This is a genomic window from Siphonobacter curvatus, from assembly GCF_002943425.1.
Classification (GTDB): Bacteria; Bacteroidota; Bacteroidia; order Cytophagales; family Spirosomataceae; genus Siphonobacter; species Siphonobacter curvatus.
Window position 1 is genome coordinate 3,375,069 of the sequence record NZ_PTRA01000001.1, and the last position, 16,793, is coordinate 3,391,861.

Here is a 16,793-nt window from a genome sequence, read left to right on the forward strand (position 1 = left end):
ATGCGGCTCGTTCACTACCCGTTATTTGATTGTGAATACATCCGATACCCCCACACCCGCGTTTCTGTTACGACAGAAATTTCCCTTTCAGCCTACGAAAGGTCAGCTGGAGCTATTCAATCACATGGAGAAATTTCTTTCCAATGATGATGCTCAGACTTTTTTGCTGAAAGGATACGCCGGTACGGGGAAAACTACGCTAATCAGTACGCTGGTCAAAAGTCTGCCCAAACTGGGTTTCCGCACGGTACTGCTGGCTCCAACCGGACGAGCGGCCAAAGTGATGGCGACGTACTCCCGAAAAAAAGCCATGACGATTCACAAGAAAATCTATCGTCAGGTTGCCAATAAGTTTACCGGAGCCCTGGAATTTCGCCGCCAGAATAACTACCATACCAACACGGTTTTCATCGTGGATGAGGCTTCAATGATTCCCGATGAAGCGGATTTTGGCGGAATGAATGGCCTGCTCACGGACCTGATCGAATACGCATTTGGAAACGAGGAAGGCGGCCCGAATAAACTGCTGTTTGTGGGGGACCTAGCCCAGTTGCCACCCGTAGGTAAAGACGACAGTCCGGCTCTGGATGCCAAGTACTTGCGGGACAATTTTCACATGGAAGTCATGGAAGTCGAAATGACCGACGTCATGCGGCAGGACAACGATTCGGGCATCCTGGCGAATGCCACGCGATTACGCGAAATTCTCTGGGACAAAATTCCGGAGATCCGACTCAGTACCCGTGGCTTCCGCGATTGTTTCCGCATGACGGGTGAAAAACTCGAAGACGGCCTTAATTACGCTTATCGCAAGTACGGCGAAGAAAACACTATCGTCATTACCCGGTCAAACAAAACGGCCGTAGCCTACAACCGTTACATTCGGACTCGTATCAAATACCAGGAAGACGAAATCTCGACGGGTGACCGTCTGATGGTCGTTCGCAATAACTATACGGCACTCGATGAGGATTCGCCCGCGGGTTTTCTGGCCAACGGCGATTTTGTGGAAGTGCTGAAAATTCGTGGGTATGAAGAACAGTACGGCATTCGTTTCGCCAACTGCTTGTTACAACTTTCGGACTACCCCGATCAGCCGCCGTTCGATGCAAAAATTACGCTCAATACCCTCGATAGTGCTTCGCCTTCGCTGACCCGCGAAGAAAGTAAAGCCCTGTACGATGGCGTGGCGGCGGATTATGAACACATCGCTTCTAAACGCGAGCGTATGCAGGAAATTCGGAAAGATCCGTATTTGAATGCTTTACAGGTAAAATTCGCGTACGCTCTCACCTGCCACAAATCGCAGGGTGGACAATGGAGTGCCGTTTTCATTGATCAGGGCTATCTGACCCTCGAACAGGTTAATCAGGAGTTTGTGCGATGGCTGTATACCGCTATGACGCGGGCCAGTCTGGAAGTATTTCTGGTAAACTTCCACGGTGATTTCTTTGAATCCTAACATCGGCCGGTACGCATGTACCGGCTTTTTTATGCCTTGAGTTTCATCGTTTTAGAATCAGGATTTGTGTGATTAAATCCTTTCCGTATTTTAGACACCGGATCCCTTTGTAAGGAACTAATCGTAGTACAACCGCCAGTTTCATTGATTTTCAGTTTTAGTAAGAACCCTAGACCTCTACTTTGAAATTCATGAATACAGCTTTGTTTACTTTGTATCTGGGAGTATTTAAACGAATCGCCCGCACGGCTGCCCTTAGCCCTTTTGACGCCCAGGAACGCCATCGACTCGGCGAGCTGTATGCTCTGTACAGTCCACCCACTCCCGCTTCAGACCTGCCCGAAGATCCTTACAAACTGCCGAAAACGGATATTCTGGAACTAGCTCACCTGGACAAAAATCTTCTCCTCGAAGGGGTGAACGAATGCGGTTTCGGACACGTGACTGAATTTGAGGTAAAGGTGATCAGTCAGTTAGTTAATCAGCTACAGCCCCGACGGATTTTCGAAATTGGTACTTTTCAGGGAAGAACGACGTTAAATATGGCCCTGAATAGTCCGGCGGACGCCCAAATCGTGACGCTGGATTTACCGCCTTCGGAGCTGAACCAGACGCAAATGCAAATCGAAAAAACGGAGGAGATGTACGTAAAGAAAACGGAATCCGGCGAACGCTTCAAAGGGCATCCACTGGCCTCTAAGATTACTCAGGTCTTCGGCGACTCGGCGACGTACGACTATTCCCCCTACCATCATCAGATGGATCTGGTTTTCATTGATGGCTCCCACGCTTACGAGTACGTGCTGAGTGATACGAAGAACGCTCTCCAACTGGTTCGCAAGGGCGGCACTATTCTCTGGCACGACTATACCAACTGGGAAGGCGTTCGGCGAGCTCTCAACGACTATTATCAGTCCGGGAATCCAGTTTTCCGTAATCTGCGGCACATTGGCGGTACGAGCATTGCCGTACTGACTGTTTCCTAATTCGTACTTCATAAAGAAAGCGGCTCTTCGAAGGAGGAGCCGCTTTCGTATTCGACAAAGCTTGAGGGTTATTTCTTCTTCGTGGATTGCAACGGATAGTTGGCCGTTTTCTGCTGTAGCATATCCAGCCACTGGGTACGCCGGCCTTCCGAAGCTTCTGTTAGCTCTTCTTTGAGCTTATTTTCGTGATAATCCGCCAGATCCAGCAGAATGTCCTTGAGTTGTTCGAGGCGTTCCGTACCGAGAATTTCTTCAAATTTCTGGTCCACCACTTTTGTGCAGTACTGCCATTCCAGGGTAAAACGAGCTCCTTTATTGGTAATCTTCACGAGTACCGAACGAGCATCATCGGGATGTTTTTCGGTTTCTACGTACCCTTGCTCCTGCAATTCTTTCACGATTTTGCTCACGGCCTGCTTGGTAATGCCCAGACTAGCCGCCAGTTCATTAATCGTAGAACCATCCACCTGAATATGCACCATCAGTACCAGATGACTGAGTCGGTACGACTCGTAACCTGCTTCTGCTAGTTTCTGACTTGATACATCTACTACAATCCGAAAGGCCCGGCTCAGGAGTCGGCCCATAATCCGGTTTCGCTGAACTTTAAATGCTTCAAGCTTTTTTCTTAGTTCCTTATCCATCATTCTCGTCGTCCAAGAAAGAAGTCGAAGTGCTCTTCTCCCCTCCCTTTTCCATTTTAACGTAAATTTAATACAAATTAAAAAAGTACAACATCTCGCCCATACATTTCAATTTGTTTTTAATAGTCTAACGCAAAAGATAGCCAAACCATTACCGATAAAACACTAAAAACCAATAATTTAACCTCAAATCCCTGTGAATTATTTTAAAATAATTCGGGTTATCGTATTGATGAAGTGACTATCTCCATGCAAAAATAGTTATAAAAAAATAATAGTCAACTAACTTGACTTTTTTAGTCAACTAAGTTTACATTTGCATCGTCAATTTAGTTGACTAACTCCAAACGACACGGGTCTGCATCCCATTTGATCACCACTAATAAATGATTTAATCATGGCCACGCCAGAACAATCTTCATTCCGTAAAATGTTACCCCGGATTATCCTGCTTGTTGTGCTAGGTGTGGGAGCATGGTTCGGATTTTCCGCTTACCAGCACGCCCAAACGCACGAAGAAACCGACAACGCCCAGATCGAAAGTTACATGGTACCGGTACTACCCCGTATTGCCGGATACGTGAAAACGGTGGCCGTTAATGACTACGACAAAGTAGAAAAAGGTCAGTTGCTGATGGAAATCGACGACGCTGAATATCAGCTGCAGCTGGCTGAAATGGAAGCGACGTATCGGCAAATGCAAACCGATGTCGAAAACGCTAAAGCCAGTCTGCGTAACGCGGAACTGACCATCAAAGCTCAGGAATCGAACCTGAAAGCAACCGCTCTGCGTCGCGACAAGGCCAAATCGGATGCCGAACGCGATGCCCGTTTGCTGGCCGATAAAGCCATCACTCGGAAGCAGTCGGACGACAGCCGCAACAACTCCGAAGTACTGGATCAACAATACGTAGCTGGTCAGGCTGACGTACTGGCTTCCCGCTCCCGCCTGGACGTGCTGCGTTCGGCTCTGCACAAAGCAGAAGCGTCTCTGGATGTACAAAAGACGCGTATTGATCAGCAGAAACTAAAGCTGACCTATTCTAAAGTATACGCTACTTCTTCGGGCCGGATTGGCCGCAAGAGCGTAGAGCCTGGCCAGTACATTCAGAATGGTCAGACGACGATGACCATTGTACAGGACAGCACGCTATGGGTAGTTGCTAACTTCAAGGAAACCCAGGTAGAGAACTTACGCATTGGTTCAGAAGCCATAGTGACCGCGGATGCCTTCCCGAATACACCTATGAAAGGTAAAATCGTATCCTTTAGTGAAGCGACGGGTGCTAAATTCTCCCTGCTGCCCCCCGATAACGCTTCTGGTAACTTCGTGAAAGTAACGCAAAAGATTCCGGTGAAAATCGAGATTGAGAACTTACCCCAATACCGCAACCTCCTCCGAGCCGGTATGAACGTAGAAGTGAGTGTAAAAACGAAATAGTTTTCAGTTGTCGGTTTGCAGGGATCAGTTCAGACGATACCGTTGATCGCTGAACCTAAAAACCGACAACTAACAACTGCAAACTAAACACACATGGCAACCTATCCAACCGGATTTAAGCGGGCTATTATTGTGGCTACGGCCATTTCCGCTGCCATCATGGAGCTGATTGACACTACCATTGTCAACGTAGCTCTGAACCAGATGGCCGGATCGCTGGGAGCAACCATCGAGGACATTGCCTGGGTAGTGACTTCGTATGCCATTGCCAACGTTATCATCATTCCGATGACGAGCTTCCTGGCCGAGTACTTTGGCCGGAAAACCTATTACCTGGGTTCCATCATTCTCTTTACTATCGCTTCATACTTCTGCGGTCAGTCGACGGATTTATGGGAGCTGGTATTCTGGCGGTTCATTCAGGGGGTCGGCGGTGGTGCCCTTCTTTCGACTTCGCAAGCCATTATTTTCGATGCCTTCCCGCCGCAGCAACGCGGCATTGCCTCGGGTATTTTCGCTATGGGTATCATCCTGGGTCCTACGTTCGGTCCTGTACTGGGTGGGATCATCGTGGAAGATTACCACTGGGCGAATATCTTCCTGGTGAACATTCCGGTCGGTATTCTGGCCTCCATTCTAACGATCCTTTACATTGATAAAAAGGAAGGAGAAGGTCAGCATAAAGCGGATATCAAAATTGACTACGCGGGTATCTTATTGCTCATGCTGGGCGTAGGTTCGCTCCAATTCATGCTTGAAAAAGGCGAATCCGAAGACTGGTTTGAATCCCGACTGATTGTGTACACGGCCATTGCCGCGGCCGTTGGTATGATTGGATTCATCTGGCGGGAACTAACGACGGATCACCCCGTCGTGGATCTGCGGGTAATGAAACGGGGTACCTTAGGCATTACCACTATTTTTAGTTTCGTCGCCGGGATTGGTCTGTTTACGGCCATGTTTGTCTACCCGGTGATGGTACAGCGAATCATGGGTTATACGCCCACGATGACGGGTCTTTCGCTGCTTTGGCCTACGCTGATTGGCGTATTCATGATGCCCATCGTAGGTCGGCGGCTGTCGGCGGGAGCTTCTCCCCTGCCGTTTATCATTTCGGGTATTTTGCTGATGATTGCCTTTGGATTCTATGGGGGTACATTCAACGCCGACGCCAGTCAATGGCAGTTTTTCCCAGCTCACATGCTACGGGTATTAGGCATTTCGCTGTTACAGCTCCCCCTGACGAACCAGGCCGTAGCCGGTCTTTCTCCGAAAGAATACCCGAATGCCATTGCCATCAATAATATGATCCGGCAGTTAGGCGGTGCCTTTGGCGTAGCCCTTGCCAACAACTTTGTGGCAATCCAGTACGCTCAGCACCGCTCGGATCTAATGGCGAACTTATACCCCGGCAATCCCCTCCTGACGGAGCGTTTGCAATCGATGGGTGGAGCCAGTATGCGAGCCTACCGGATGCTCGAAGCCGCTGTGGATAAACAAGCGTATCTGCTTTCGTACCTGGACACGTTCCGGATTGTCGGTTTCTTCTTCGTGCTCATCTTGCCCCTGACGGTCATTCTTCGTCAGAAAAAGAAAAAGTCGCCCGAAGAAATTGCAGCAGCGGCAGCAGCCATGGCCGAAGCCCATTAAGGTGTTGTCAGTTTACCGTTGTCAGTTTTCAGAATATTCGCTGAAAACTGACAACCGGCAACTGAAAACTGAAAACTCATTCAATTCTCCCAACATGAAATCCATATCAGTACTGGCCCTCGCGTTGCTTACGAGTTCGTTGGCCTTTGCTCAACAGCAGCCCAACGACGAGGTGCTCAACGGATTAATTCGTCAATCCATTCAATACTATCCCCAGTTAAAACAGCAACAGCAAGCCCTTTCCCTGAGCGAAAGCCGTACGCAGATGGCCGAGGCCGCTCGTAAACCTTCCGTGAGTGGGGATGCGTCGTATCAGTATATCTGGCCTTTGCAACGTGTAACGTTCGAAATTCCGGGTCTGGGTTCAAATGCGATTCAGTTTGCTCCGCGGAATAACTACAACGTTGGTGTTTCGGTGAGTCAGACCGTCTACGATTGGGGAAAAGATGCGGCTAACATCGACAAAGCCCGCACCGAGAGCCTACTTTCCCAGCAAAACGTTGATTTGGCCACGCATCAGCTGGCCTATCAGGTAGCTCAGGTTTACTTTAGCATTGTGTACCTGCAGAAAGCCATTACCGTACAACGGGCTCAGGAATCACTCGTGGGTGAGACGGCTAAAGTGATCGAAAACCGGATCAAGAGTGGCGATGAAATTGATTACAATTTGGTCGCTACGAACGTTCGCTACAAAAACGTCCGGACGCGTATCGTTGATCTGCAGACGCAACTCGATCGTCAGTTCATTCTATTAAGTTCGCTGGTGGGTAAAGACGTTCGGTCTACCATCAACGCTGAGGCCGGTTTTGCCTGGTCTTCGCTGGTTACGCCCCAGGATTCATCGAATGTGGATAACAACTGGGATTTGCGTTTGGCCAAAACCCGCGAATTAGTCGCTGAAAAAGACATTCAAATTGCGAAAGCAGCGAAATTACCCACTTTTTCGTTCAATGGGTCAACGGGTTTCCGCAACGGTTTCCAGCCTGAAATTAAAGAATTTCGTTTCAACGGTGGTGTAGGTTTCCGTCTGTCGGCTCCCATTTACGCAGGTGGTCGTCACCAGATTCAGGAAGACATCGCCCGCAAAAACCTTCAACTGAGCCAGTACGGAACGGAAACGGCTTCCGTACAAATTCATACCCAACTTGAACAGGCTCAGTCCGAATTACGTTCTACGACCGAGAAGCTACGTTTATCCGAAACGCAGCTTCAGGAAGCTCAATACGGCCTTCAACTTGCAAATGTTCGCTTCCAGAATGGTGTCATTACCCAGCTTGAAATCCAGTCGGCACAAACCGCTCTGGAGGAGGCTGAATTCCAACGAATTCAGTACCAATATCAGCAGGCACTGGCCCGTCTGGAATTAAATCGTCTGATTGGTACCAAAATTTGGTAACGGATTTACCCGTGGTACGAAATTTTGATCTAGTCTACGTAAACTATTTTTTTAGGAGATACGTTATATAACTGAGTCTCCCGTACAAGCCATAAATGATTAAAAGTGTCATCGTTTCGATGATCATTTCATTAAAACGGAGCACTTGAAGAAACCTAAAGTTTTTTTTACGAAGTCGAACTTTTGAAAATAACTTTAGGTTAATACTTTAGAAATGACTGAGTTAGTAAGAAGAATCGAGTACTGACTCACCATACGAATACTCGACGAATCTTTGGTTAAACGATTAGATGGGTAAAATTCTAATGAGTGTTTATCAGACCAAGAGTAGTCCTCGAAAAGCATTAAAAAAAAGAAAAGACAGATAGGTTGAAGGTTGAACGATGATTACCGGCTTGCTTTGCGGGCCGGTAATTTTGTTTATATACGTTTCAGTATCACCCGCCTATAAAAAAACCGCCCGAAAACATCCGGGCGGCTAGCGGTTTTATAGTTGCTGATTTGATGAATATCTTAACCGGACTAAGCAACAATCACTTTACCCAGTACGTCATCTACGGGCGTCAGCGGCAATTCCCAGGCGTCGGCTACCCCTTTATATACCGTCTTGCCCTGTACCACGTTCAAGCCTTTTTTCAGCTCTTCATTTTCGCGGCAAGCTTTCTTCCAGCCTTTGTTGGCAAGTTGAATGGCGTAAGGTAGCGTGGCGTTGGTCAGAGCCAGCGTGGAGGTGTACGGTACAGCTCCGGGCATATTTGCCACGCAATAATGTACAATACCTTCCACGACGAAGGTCGGGTTTTCGTGCGTCGTCGCGTGTGAGGTTTCGAAACATCCCCCCTGATCGATGGCCACATCCACCATTACCGTTCCCGGACGCATCAGGCTAAGCATATCCCGCGTGATGAGCGAAGGAGCCTTAGCTCCCGGAATCAGGACACCACCAATGATCAGATCCGTCGTTTGAACCAACTGACGAATGTTGTATTCATTGGAGATAACCGTATCTACGTTCGCAGGCATGATGTCTTCCAGGTAACGTAAACGCGGCAGGCTAATATCTACAATTGTTACATTCGCTCCTAGTCCCGCCGCCATTTTAGCCGACTGCGTTCCTACGATACCGCCACCCAGTACGAGTACGTTGGCAGGTTTCACCCCAGCCACGCCGCCCAACAGAATACCCCGGCCACCCATGGGTTTTTCGAGGTACTTGGCCCCTTCTTGTACGGCCATCCGACCCGCTACTTCACTCATGGGAACCAGCAGGGGCAGACTACGATCCGTTTTCTCAACCGTTTCATAAGCCAGACAGATGGCACCACTTTCCAGCATGGCGTGCGTCAGTTCCTGAGAAGACGCGAAGTGGAAATAAGTGAAGAGTAACTGATTGGGTTTAATGAGAGCGTATTCGGAAGCGATGGGTTCTTTTACCTTTACAATCATCTCCGCGATTTCGTATACATCCTCAATCGTCGGCAAAATGGTTGCTCCAGCGTGCACATACTCGGCATCCGTGATTCCACTGCCTAAGCCAGCCGTCGCCTGTACGTAAACGTCGTGACCGCTTTTCTTGAATTCGGCCACACCCGCGGGCGTTAAAGCCACACGGTTTTCGTTGTTTTTAATTTCTTTGGGAACCCCGATAATCATAGTTTTTTGTCGTTAGTGCTGCTTGTACAATGGACGCGTCAGTGGAATGGCTGGCAAGCGTGAAACTTTCTACAAAAATCGCTATTCAGAATAGTTTTCGTTCTTAATGCCATAAATAAGAAATTTGTTTTGTTTATAATTATAATTAAAGTTCATTTTTCTGTAAATACCCGTCAAATGAAGCTTTCTACCGAAAAAATTTCTGTACAGTTCCACCCATGTTCAACTCCTCTGGCGGTGGAGTAACGCATACAATAATTTCGGATTCTGATCTTTTCCGTGTATAATGCATAGCTTTCAAATTTTCCTTTGCAAATACGTTCTTCCCTGACTGACTTTATCTTCACTCGAATCGCGAAAAACGTATGGAATTAGATACTATTGATCGCCAACTGCTCAATCTCTTGCAGGAAAATGCACTGCTCACGGTACGTGAACTGGCCGAGCGGGTACACCTCAGTATAACGCCCGTTCATGATCGAATCAAAAAACTTGAAAATCAGGGGATTATTGAAAAGTACGTAGCTCTCATCAACCGTAAACGCATTGGTCGTGGCATGATGGTGTACTGTTTTATTACGCTCGACAAACAACGCCAGGAAAGCTTTCAGGAGTTCAATGAAGCCATTCGACAACTCCCTGAGGTACTCGAATGCAGCGTCGTATCGGGCAACTTTGACTATTTACTAAAAGTGATTGTTTCCGATATGGAGGCCTACAATACATTTTACCAGAGCAAACTAAGTGTCTTGCACAGCGTTTCGCATATGAGCAGCTCCTTCGTCATGGAAGAGGTAAAAAGCACGACGCAAATCGGATTGTAACCCAAGGAAACACCCCTACCCTGTTATCATCATTCCGGATTAACGTAAGTTCTTGGATACTTTAGGCTTAGCTCTTAAATCTTCGTCGCCACTTTTGCTTGATTTATCTCAGATTCCTGAACTACGGCTTCCCGGACGGCTAAATTCGTGGAAGTAGTCGTTTTTTGTGAGAAACTAGACCAAAATCGGGACGAAGGATGTATTGACGTGGTCCCGTATCTCTTAACCCCCATGTATAAAAAAATAGCCCTCTTTGCTAGCTGTTTTACGTTTTGCTTTTCTCTTTTTGCTCAGACGGCTCCCGAATCTTTATCGCTGGAAGACGCCATCACGCTGGCGTTGGAAAAGAATTATTCGATCAAAGTCGCCAAGAATCAGGTACGGCTGGCCGAAAACGACAATACCCGGGCAGCGGCCGGTATGTTACCCCTTATTACGGGATTAGTACAGCCCAATGGACTGTTCAACTTTTCCAATCAGCGATTTTTTGACGCCGTACGACCACCCTTGGTTCAGCGGGGAATCTTTAACCGAAATGTAAATGCGAACGTCCAATTAACCTGGACTATTTTTAACGGGAGGAGTATGCAGATTACCAAAGCCCGGCTGGAAGAACTCGTGCGGGCGGGTGAATCGCAGGCTCAGGTGACCATCGAAGGGACCATCGCTCAGGTAACGAATGCCTATTACTCAGCCGTTCAGCAAAAACAACAGGCTCGTTCGCTGGAAGATGCCCTAACGATTTCGCGGGAACGGCGGCGACTGGCCAAAGATCGTTACGACATCGGGCAGGGATCTAAAGTGGAGTACCTCACCGCTCAGGTCGATTTCAATGCCGATACAGCAGCCCTGATTGCTCAGAAACTAACCTACGTCAATACGAAAACGCAGCTCAATCAATTACTAGCCCGTTCGCTGGATGTAGATTTTGTTCCGAATGATACGCTCTTGTTGAATCGTGATCTGATGTACGAATCCTTGCGGGATCAGACCTTACGGGAAAACCCTCAACTTTTGCTAGCCCGCAATAACAGCCTGATTGCCAACCTAGACGTTCGGAATCAGAAAGCTTTACTCTGGCCCACCGTCAACGTAGTGGGAGGTTATACGTACAACCTACTTCGCAACGGTGGCTCCGGTTTTGGGGTGCGAAGCGGCTATAATGCAAACCTTACGGGGGGCGTTCAGGTTGCTGCCGTCATTTTCGACGGATTGAATCAACGCCGACGCATTCAGGGAGCGAAGATTACCGAAGAAATTACGAATTTACAGGAAGCCGACGTGAAAGTTCAGATTGAAGCGGCTCTGCAACAGACCTACCAGAATTATCGCAATAACCTGAATCTGCTCGATCTGGAGGCTCTCAACGTCAAGACCGCCGAGCAGAACGTTAGTATTGCCTTGGAACGCTACAAGATTGGCGTGGCCACACCCTTGGAACTACGAGAAGCCCAACGAAATTTTATCGCCGCTCAAATCCGACTCATTCAGGCTCAGTTGACGGCCAAAACTTCCGAAATTGAATTGTACCGACTGAGTAGTAACATCATGAAATAAGATTTAAATGACTATAAAAAAGCCCCGAAGCATACTGCTTCGGGGCTTTTTTATAGCTACTGTTCAATTCTTAAAATCCTACGACTGCAGATTGGCGGATGGCTTCGTAAATCATCTCCCCAAATTGGGTGCGAATGTTCAGCTGGCCAATCTTCGAATTATTCCGGGTGGGATACACGCGGTTCGAAAGGAAGATGTACAGCATTTTTTCCTTCGGTTCAACCCAAACGAACGTTCCGGTAAAGCCTGAGTGACCAAAGCTTGCCGGACTCGCCGATGGAGGCCCGGACAAACCGGGACGATTGCGATCGGGCTTATCAAAACCAATGCCCCGACGACTGTTTACTTCCACCGGAAAAGGATACGAGGTCCATTGGTGTAAGGTTTTTTCACTGATGAATCGCTGATTGCCGTATACGCCACCGTTGAGGTACATCTGGTACAATTTAGCCAAGTCATTGGCGGTACCGAATAAACCCGCATGGCCTGAGATACCCCCCATTAGCGTAGCTCCTTCATCGTGTACCCGACCTTGAATGAGTTCTTTCCGGAACAGCGAATCATATTCCGTGGGAATAATCCGGTCAAGCGGGTAGTGTTCCCGTGGATTGTACGTGAGCGTCGTCGCTCCCATCGGCCGATAAAACGTATTTTTCAGGTAATCTTCCCATTTTTCACCCGTCAGCTTCTCCACAATTTGCGGATAGAGATAGTATGACAAATCGCTGTACACGTAACCCTGTTTGGGTTTAACGGGCGATTCTTCAATTTGTCGTAACAACTCCCGGCGGTAACGGCGGTGCAGGAACAGGTGGTCAGCGACCGCAATCGGATAGCGACGACTTTGCTCGGTGCTGAACGTACGCGGTTTCCAGCCACTTTCACTGGTAGAATCCAGAGCCGTTTGCCAGAAAGGAATCCAGGCTTTCAGACCCGCCTGATGGGTTAAAATATCGATCAGTTTCAGGTTGGCTTTGTTGGAATTTTTCCATTTAGGGAACAGCTCACCCAGCGTCATATCCGGGCGAAACTTACCTTCATCCTGCATTCGCATCAGAGCCAGTACCGAGGTGCTGACTTTCGTGACCGAGGCCAAATCGTATAAATCGCCTTCCCGCACCAGTTGTGAACTTTCGTAGGTCGGTTTTCCGTAAACTTTCTTGAAGATCACTGCTCCATCTTTGGCGACCAATACCGAAGCTCCGGGATACGCTTTGGCCATCAGCCCCTGATTGACAATGGAATCGAGTTTGGCGTTCAAAATACGGGAGTCGATGCCCACCATTTCGGGCATTGCGTACTGAAAACGACCCATCGGCTGCACGCGTAAGCCATCGCCAAATTTGAAATTCGGATTTACCGTAACGGGCAATTGACCGTTAGCTCCGATCCCTCCGCCCACCAGCTGAGCAGCCAGTTCCTGCATCACTGCCGTTTCCTGATACGTGACCACCAAGGCTTTGGATTGCTCCATTCCGGGCAATTGATTCAGTACATAAGGGTTTCCGAAAAACAGGTAGGCGGCATTGGACAGACCTGTAAAGTTCTTGGCCAGTTTCAGATTCGGTTCGGGCCAGGCATTGGCCGATCGCATAAACGGACTGTGTAGCGACACCAGTACCAGATCGTATCCGGCCAGTTTTTCTTTGATTGCCGTGAGTTGAGCCTCCGGGGTTTTCGTATCGACGCGGAAGGTATCTACGGGCAAATAATTCATCAGCATGGACTGAAAAGCCGTTGGATTGGCGGGTCCCTGAGCGGGCGTCCCGACGCTGATGGCAGCCACTTTGGTATGCATTAAATCCTTAATGGGCAGAGTACCCGCTTCATTCCGCAGAACGGTAATGCTTCCTTCGGCCATCTTACGGGCTAAAGCTTCCGCTCGGGGCTGGTTCAAGTCTTCGCTCAATCGGGCCAGCGGAGCCGGTTGGTATTTGTCCAGACCCAGCCAGGCTTTGGCCCGCAGAATCCGGCGTACTTTATCGTCCAGATCTGCCTGAGAAATTTCGCCCGACTGTAAAGCTTTTTTTATCGCCTGAAACATCACCGGTACATCGGTAAAGGTCTCCAGTACATCATTTCCGGCTAACAGAGCTTTTACCCCCGCAACACCCGGCGGATAATGCTTGGCTACGCCCTGCATTTCCATGGCATCGGTAAAAATAAGTCCTTCAAAACCCAGTTCTTTCCGTAACAAATCCGTCACGATGGGCTTGGAAAGCGTCGAGGCCTGATTCGGCGTAGGGTCAAGAGCGGGAATACTCAGGTGAGCAATCATGACGCCATTGAGCCCCCGTTCAATCAGACGCTTAAATGGATACAGTTCCAGCGAATCCAGTCGAGCCCGTGTGTGATTGATGATAGGTAGATCCGCGTGTGAATCAACGTCCGTATCGCCGTGGCCAGGAAAATGCTTAGCCGTCGTAATCAGACCCGCATCCTGCATTCCCCGCATATACGCCTGCGATTTCCGTAGGACTTCCTCCCGGTTTTCACCAAACGAGCGGAAACCAATCACGGGGTTGTTGGGATTGTTATTCACGTCCGCTACGGGAGCGTAATTGATGTGAATCCCCGCCCGGCGACACTGTTCTCCAATTTGCTTACCCATGCGGTAAAACCAGTCGTCGTTCATCCGAATGGCCCCCAGCGTCAGTGCATACGGATAACGGACGGTACTGTCTAGTCGCATGGTTAGGCCCCATTCCAAATCCTCGCCCATCATCATGGGTACGGTAGAGAGGGCCTGTAAATCGTTAATCATCGACGTTTGTCGATAAGGCTGATTGGCGAACCAGACGAAACCGCCGACTTTGTAGTCGCGTACCCAGCTTTTGAGTTTTTCCTGATCGTAAGGCTGATTGGTAAAATTGGCCCGGGGCATCATGAGCTGGCCAATTTTTTCATCGACGGTGAGACGAGCAAAGACCGAATCGGCCCAGCGTTGATTACCCGTCGTAAAAGGTTTTTGAGCGTACGAGGCAAGCGATACCAGAAGAGCGGTACCCAGAGGGAGCAAACGTTTCATAAATACAAAAATAGAGCATTGCCCGCAGTTTGCGGGAGTACGGTAACTTTTCTATGTAGGAAAAGATAATTTTTGCAAATAAGCCTTTGAACGTGATTTATTAGGCGAATGATCATTTCTGAAAAAGATCCGTATCAATCATCTGCTTTCTGTTTGAGCAACGGCATTGGTTAAGGCGTCACCTTGATCTCGTAAATAGTTGACCAAAGTTTTCCCGTCACATACCAGTTTCCTGAGGTAGAGTCAAAAGCAATTCCATTCATTTCCAGGGCCTGGGGGTATTTTGTTCTTGCATCCTGTTGCAACGAGCTCAAGTCCATTTTTCCCATTACCTGACCCGTTTGCGGATTGATTTTCACAACCGTAGCAGTCGTGTACACATTCGCGTAGAGGTAGCCTTTGACGTACTCCAGCTCGTTTAGATTAATCACGGCACCCTGTTCATCGGTTACCGTTAGTACTTTTACAACCGTGAAGGTAGTAGGGTCCAGGTAGGTCAGGTTTTGCGTACCATCGCTCATGATCAGGTGCGTACCATCGGTAGTTAGCCCCCAACCTTCTTTACTGGGGAAAGTAAACGTACCCAGTGGTTTGAACGTCCGGACATCGTAGATAAAACCCTTTTTTGAAAGGTAGGTCAACTGATAGAGCTTGTCTTTTAAGAAGACAATTCCTTCCCCGAAGTATTGATCGCGGTCCAGCTCAACCTTCGTTTGTATTTTTCCTGAGGATAAATCCACTTCGCCAACGATGGACTGCGTCTGGGGCAATTCTTTCGGCGAACCCGTACTTTCATACAGTTTCCCGTTGTACATCTGTAAGCCTTCAGTAAACGCATTCGTATCGTGCGGATGCGTTTTGACGACGGCATAATGTAAAACCGGTGCAGATGACGGACTATCTTTTGCTTCAGTAGAAGATTTTGGGGCATCATTGCAGGCCGTCAGTATACTGCAACCGAGGAAAATAAGAATGGACTTTCGAAGGACTGATTTCAAGCGATTCATTACGTTAAACGTTTCCAGAACGATTTTTCGGGATCTCGGCGATTCACCAGAATACCGGCTACGAACTTACACGTTTATTGATTGATCTTCTCTCCGTACAAACAAAAAGCCGGAACCTCCCGGCTCCGGCTTTTCAACTAAAAGTATTTACTACAGATCAGCAATTTTTTTGTTGATCTCATCTTTCGTCTTACCCGTTTTTTGCTGGAGTCGTCCCCACAGTTCGTCTTCTTTACCTTCTTCGTAAACCAGATCATCGTCGGTAAGGTCTCCGTAGGCTTGTTTGATTTTACCTTTCAGTTCGTTCCAGTTTCCTTTAAGCGTCGTCTCGTTCATGACTGTATTCATTTTAAGGTTAAAGCGTAATTGCTGCTATTATTAGCAAAAAAACTCATTCCAGCCAGAGTCTGACCCCAATTTTAGGCCTGACCGTACGCTTTTAGTATCGGTTCGCGTAAGGTCTTGCCCGCTCCCAGGCTCACGAAGGCGATCATTTCCGCGAGTTCAGCCGGATTGATCCAGGTTTTATAATCTGCATCGGGCATGTCTTTGCGATTGCTGGGCGTATCGATGGTACTGGGGGCTACAACCGTCGCAACCACATTTTTCTTCTTGCCTGCAGCGTTGATCAAATCAGCCAGACTGTTCACCAGAGATTTCGAAAGAGCATACGCTACCACGTGCTGCCCCGCCGTAGGGTCCAGAGCCGGACGCGAACCAATCAGTACAATGCGGCCACCGTTGGGCTGCTGACTCATCTGCTCAAATACAGGACGTGCTACCTGATAGGCCGACTGAAAGTTAATCTTCAACTGAGCTTCCACGGCGGCGTAATCCGTATCAAGCAGCGTACCCATCGCAAAGCCACCCACTAATAGCACCGCTACATCGATGGCTCCGTGTTCTGCTACGGTGTTGTCGACAAACTGCCGACAGGCCTGTTCGTCCGATACATCTAGGGTATACGGATGCAAGCCTTCCTGCGTGGGCATGGTTTGTAGATCGCGTACGGCCGCTACCACCGTATGCCCCCCCTGAAGAAATTGCTGCGTTACGCTGCGGCCCAGGCCACCCGTCGCTCCGGTAATTAAAACAATTGCCATAGCAATGCGTATAGTTAGAATTGTAGGACTGGTTTCACGTGG

At 48.4% G+C, this 16,793-nt stretch carries 13 protein-coding genes; 7 read left to right on the plus strand and 6 right to left on the minus strand.

Annotated features, from left to right (window positions below):
* Positions 1-31 precede the first annotated feature (31 nt).
* Together C5O19_RS13980 and C5O19_RS13985 are read left to right on the plus strand one after the other, a co-directional pair.
* Positions 32-1,462: an ATP-dependent DNA helicase gene (locus tag C5O19_RS13980; protein WP_394341777.1), complete on the plus strand. Its 1,431-nt coding sequence runs from the start codon at positions 32-34 to the stop codon at positions 1,460-1,462.
* Positions 1,463-1,653: 191 nt separating this feature from the next.
* The gene (locus C5O19_RS13985) at positions 1,654-2,448 is read left to right on the plus strand and encodes an O-methyltransferase (protein ID WP_104713192.1); all 795 of its coding nucleotides are present in this window, start codon (positions 1,654-1,656) and stop codon (positions 2,446-2,448) included.
* A gap of 68 nt (positions 2,449-2,516) precedes the next feature.
* Here the strand turns inward: C5O19_RS13985 and C5O19_RS13990 are convergent, their stop codons facing one another.
* Positions 2,517-3,035, minus strand: coding sequence for a MarR family winged helix-turn-helix transcriptional regulator (locus tag C5O19_RS13990; RefSeq protein ID WP_158242677.1), 519 nt, complete (start codon positions 3,033-3,035; stop codon positions 2,517-2,519).
* A gap of 454 nt (positions 3,036-3,489) precedes the next feature.
* Between C5O19_RS13990 and C5O19_RS13995 the strand changes: the two genes are divergently transcribed.
* From C5O19_RS13995 to C5O19_RS14005, 3 genes are all read left to right on the plus strand, one after another.
* Entirely contained in the window at positions 3,490-4,533 is a 1,044-nt protein-coding gene (locus tag C5O19_RS13995) for an HlyD family secretion protein (RefSeq protein WP_104713195.1), read from the plus strand.
* 93 nt (positions 4,534-4,626) lie between these two features.
* Positions 4,627-6,183 carry a DHA2 family efflux MFS transporter permease subunit gene (locus tag C5O19_RS14000; protein ID WP_104713197.1) on the plus strand — a complete coding sequence of 519 codons (1,557 nt, stop codon included), beginning with the start codon at positions 4,627-4,629 and terminating at the stop codon, positions 6,181-6,183.
* 94 nt (positions 6,184-6,277) lie between these two features.
* Positions 6,278-7,579 carry a TolC family protein gene (locus C5O19_RS14005; protein WP_133163365.1) on the plus strand — a complete coding sequence of 434 codons (1,302 nt, stop codon included), beginning with the start codon at positions 6,278-6,280 and terminating at the stop codon, positions 7,577-7,579.
* Positions 7,580-8,101: 522 nt separating this feature from the next.
* Here C5O19_RS14005 and ald read toward each other — a convergent pair.
* Positions 8,102-9,232 (minus strand): alanine dehydrogenase, encoded by a 1,131-nt coding sequence (gene ald / locus C5O19_RS14010; RefSeq protein ID WP_104713201.1) that lies wholly within the window; start codon positions 9,230-9,232, stop codon positions 8,102-8,104.
* Positions 9,233-9,597: 365 nt separating this feature from the next.
* Here ald and C5O19_RS14015 point away from each other — a divergent pair, with 365 nt between their 5' ends.
* Together C5O19_RS14015 and C5O19_RS14020 are read left to right on the plus strand one after the other, a co-directional pair.
* A complete protein-coding gene (locus tag C5O19_RS14015; protein WP_104713203.1) occupies positions 9,598-10,056 on the plus strand; it encodes an Lrp/AsnC family transcriptional regulator in 459 nt (152 codons plus the stop codon).
* Positions 10,057-10,287: 231 nt separating this feature from the next.
* Complete coding sequence (locus C5O19_RS14020; RefSeq protein ID WP_104713205.1) at positions 10,288-11,613, plus strand: TolC family protein; 1,326 nt, start codon at positions 10,288-10,290, stop codon at positions 11,611-11,613.
* 70 nt (positions 11,614-11,683) lie between these two features.
* Here the strand turns inward: C5O19_RS14020 and C5O19_RS14025 are convergent, their stop codons facing one another.
* The 4 genes from C5O19_RS14025 to C5O19_RS14040 form a co-directional block, all read right to left on the minus strand.
* Positions 11,684-14,641: a glycoside hydrolase family 3 N-terminal domain-containing protein gene (locus tag C5O19_RS14025; RefSeq protein ID WP_104713207.1), complete on the minus strand. Its 2,958-nt coding sequence runs from the start codon at positions 14,639-14,641 to the stop codon at positions 11,684-11,686.
* 170 nt (positions 14,642-14,811) lie between these two features.
* Entirely contained in the window at positions 14,812-15,648 is an 837-nt protein-coding gene (locus C5O19_RS14030; protein ID WP_104713209.1) for a glutaminyl-peptide cyclotransferase, read from the minus strand.
* Between the two features lie 150 nt (positions 15,649-15,798).
* A complete protein-coding gene (locus C5O19_RS14035; RefSeq protein ID WP_104713212.1) occupies positions 15,799-15,984 on the minus strand; it encodes a CsbD family protein in 186 nt (61 codons plus the stop codon).
* Positions 15,985-16,067: 83 nt separating this feature from the next.
* Positions 16,068-16,751, minus strand: coding sequence for an SDR family NAD(P)-dependent oxidoreductase (locus C5O19_RS14040; protein WP_165796021.1), 684 nt, complete (start codon positions 16,749-16,751; stop codon positions 16,068-16,070).
* Between the last annotated feature and the right edge of the window lie 42 nt (positions 16,752-16,793).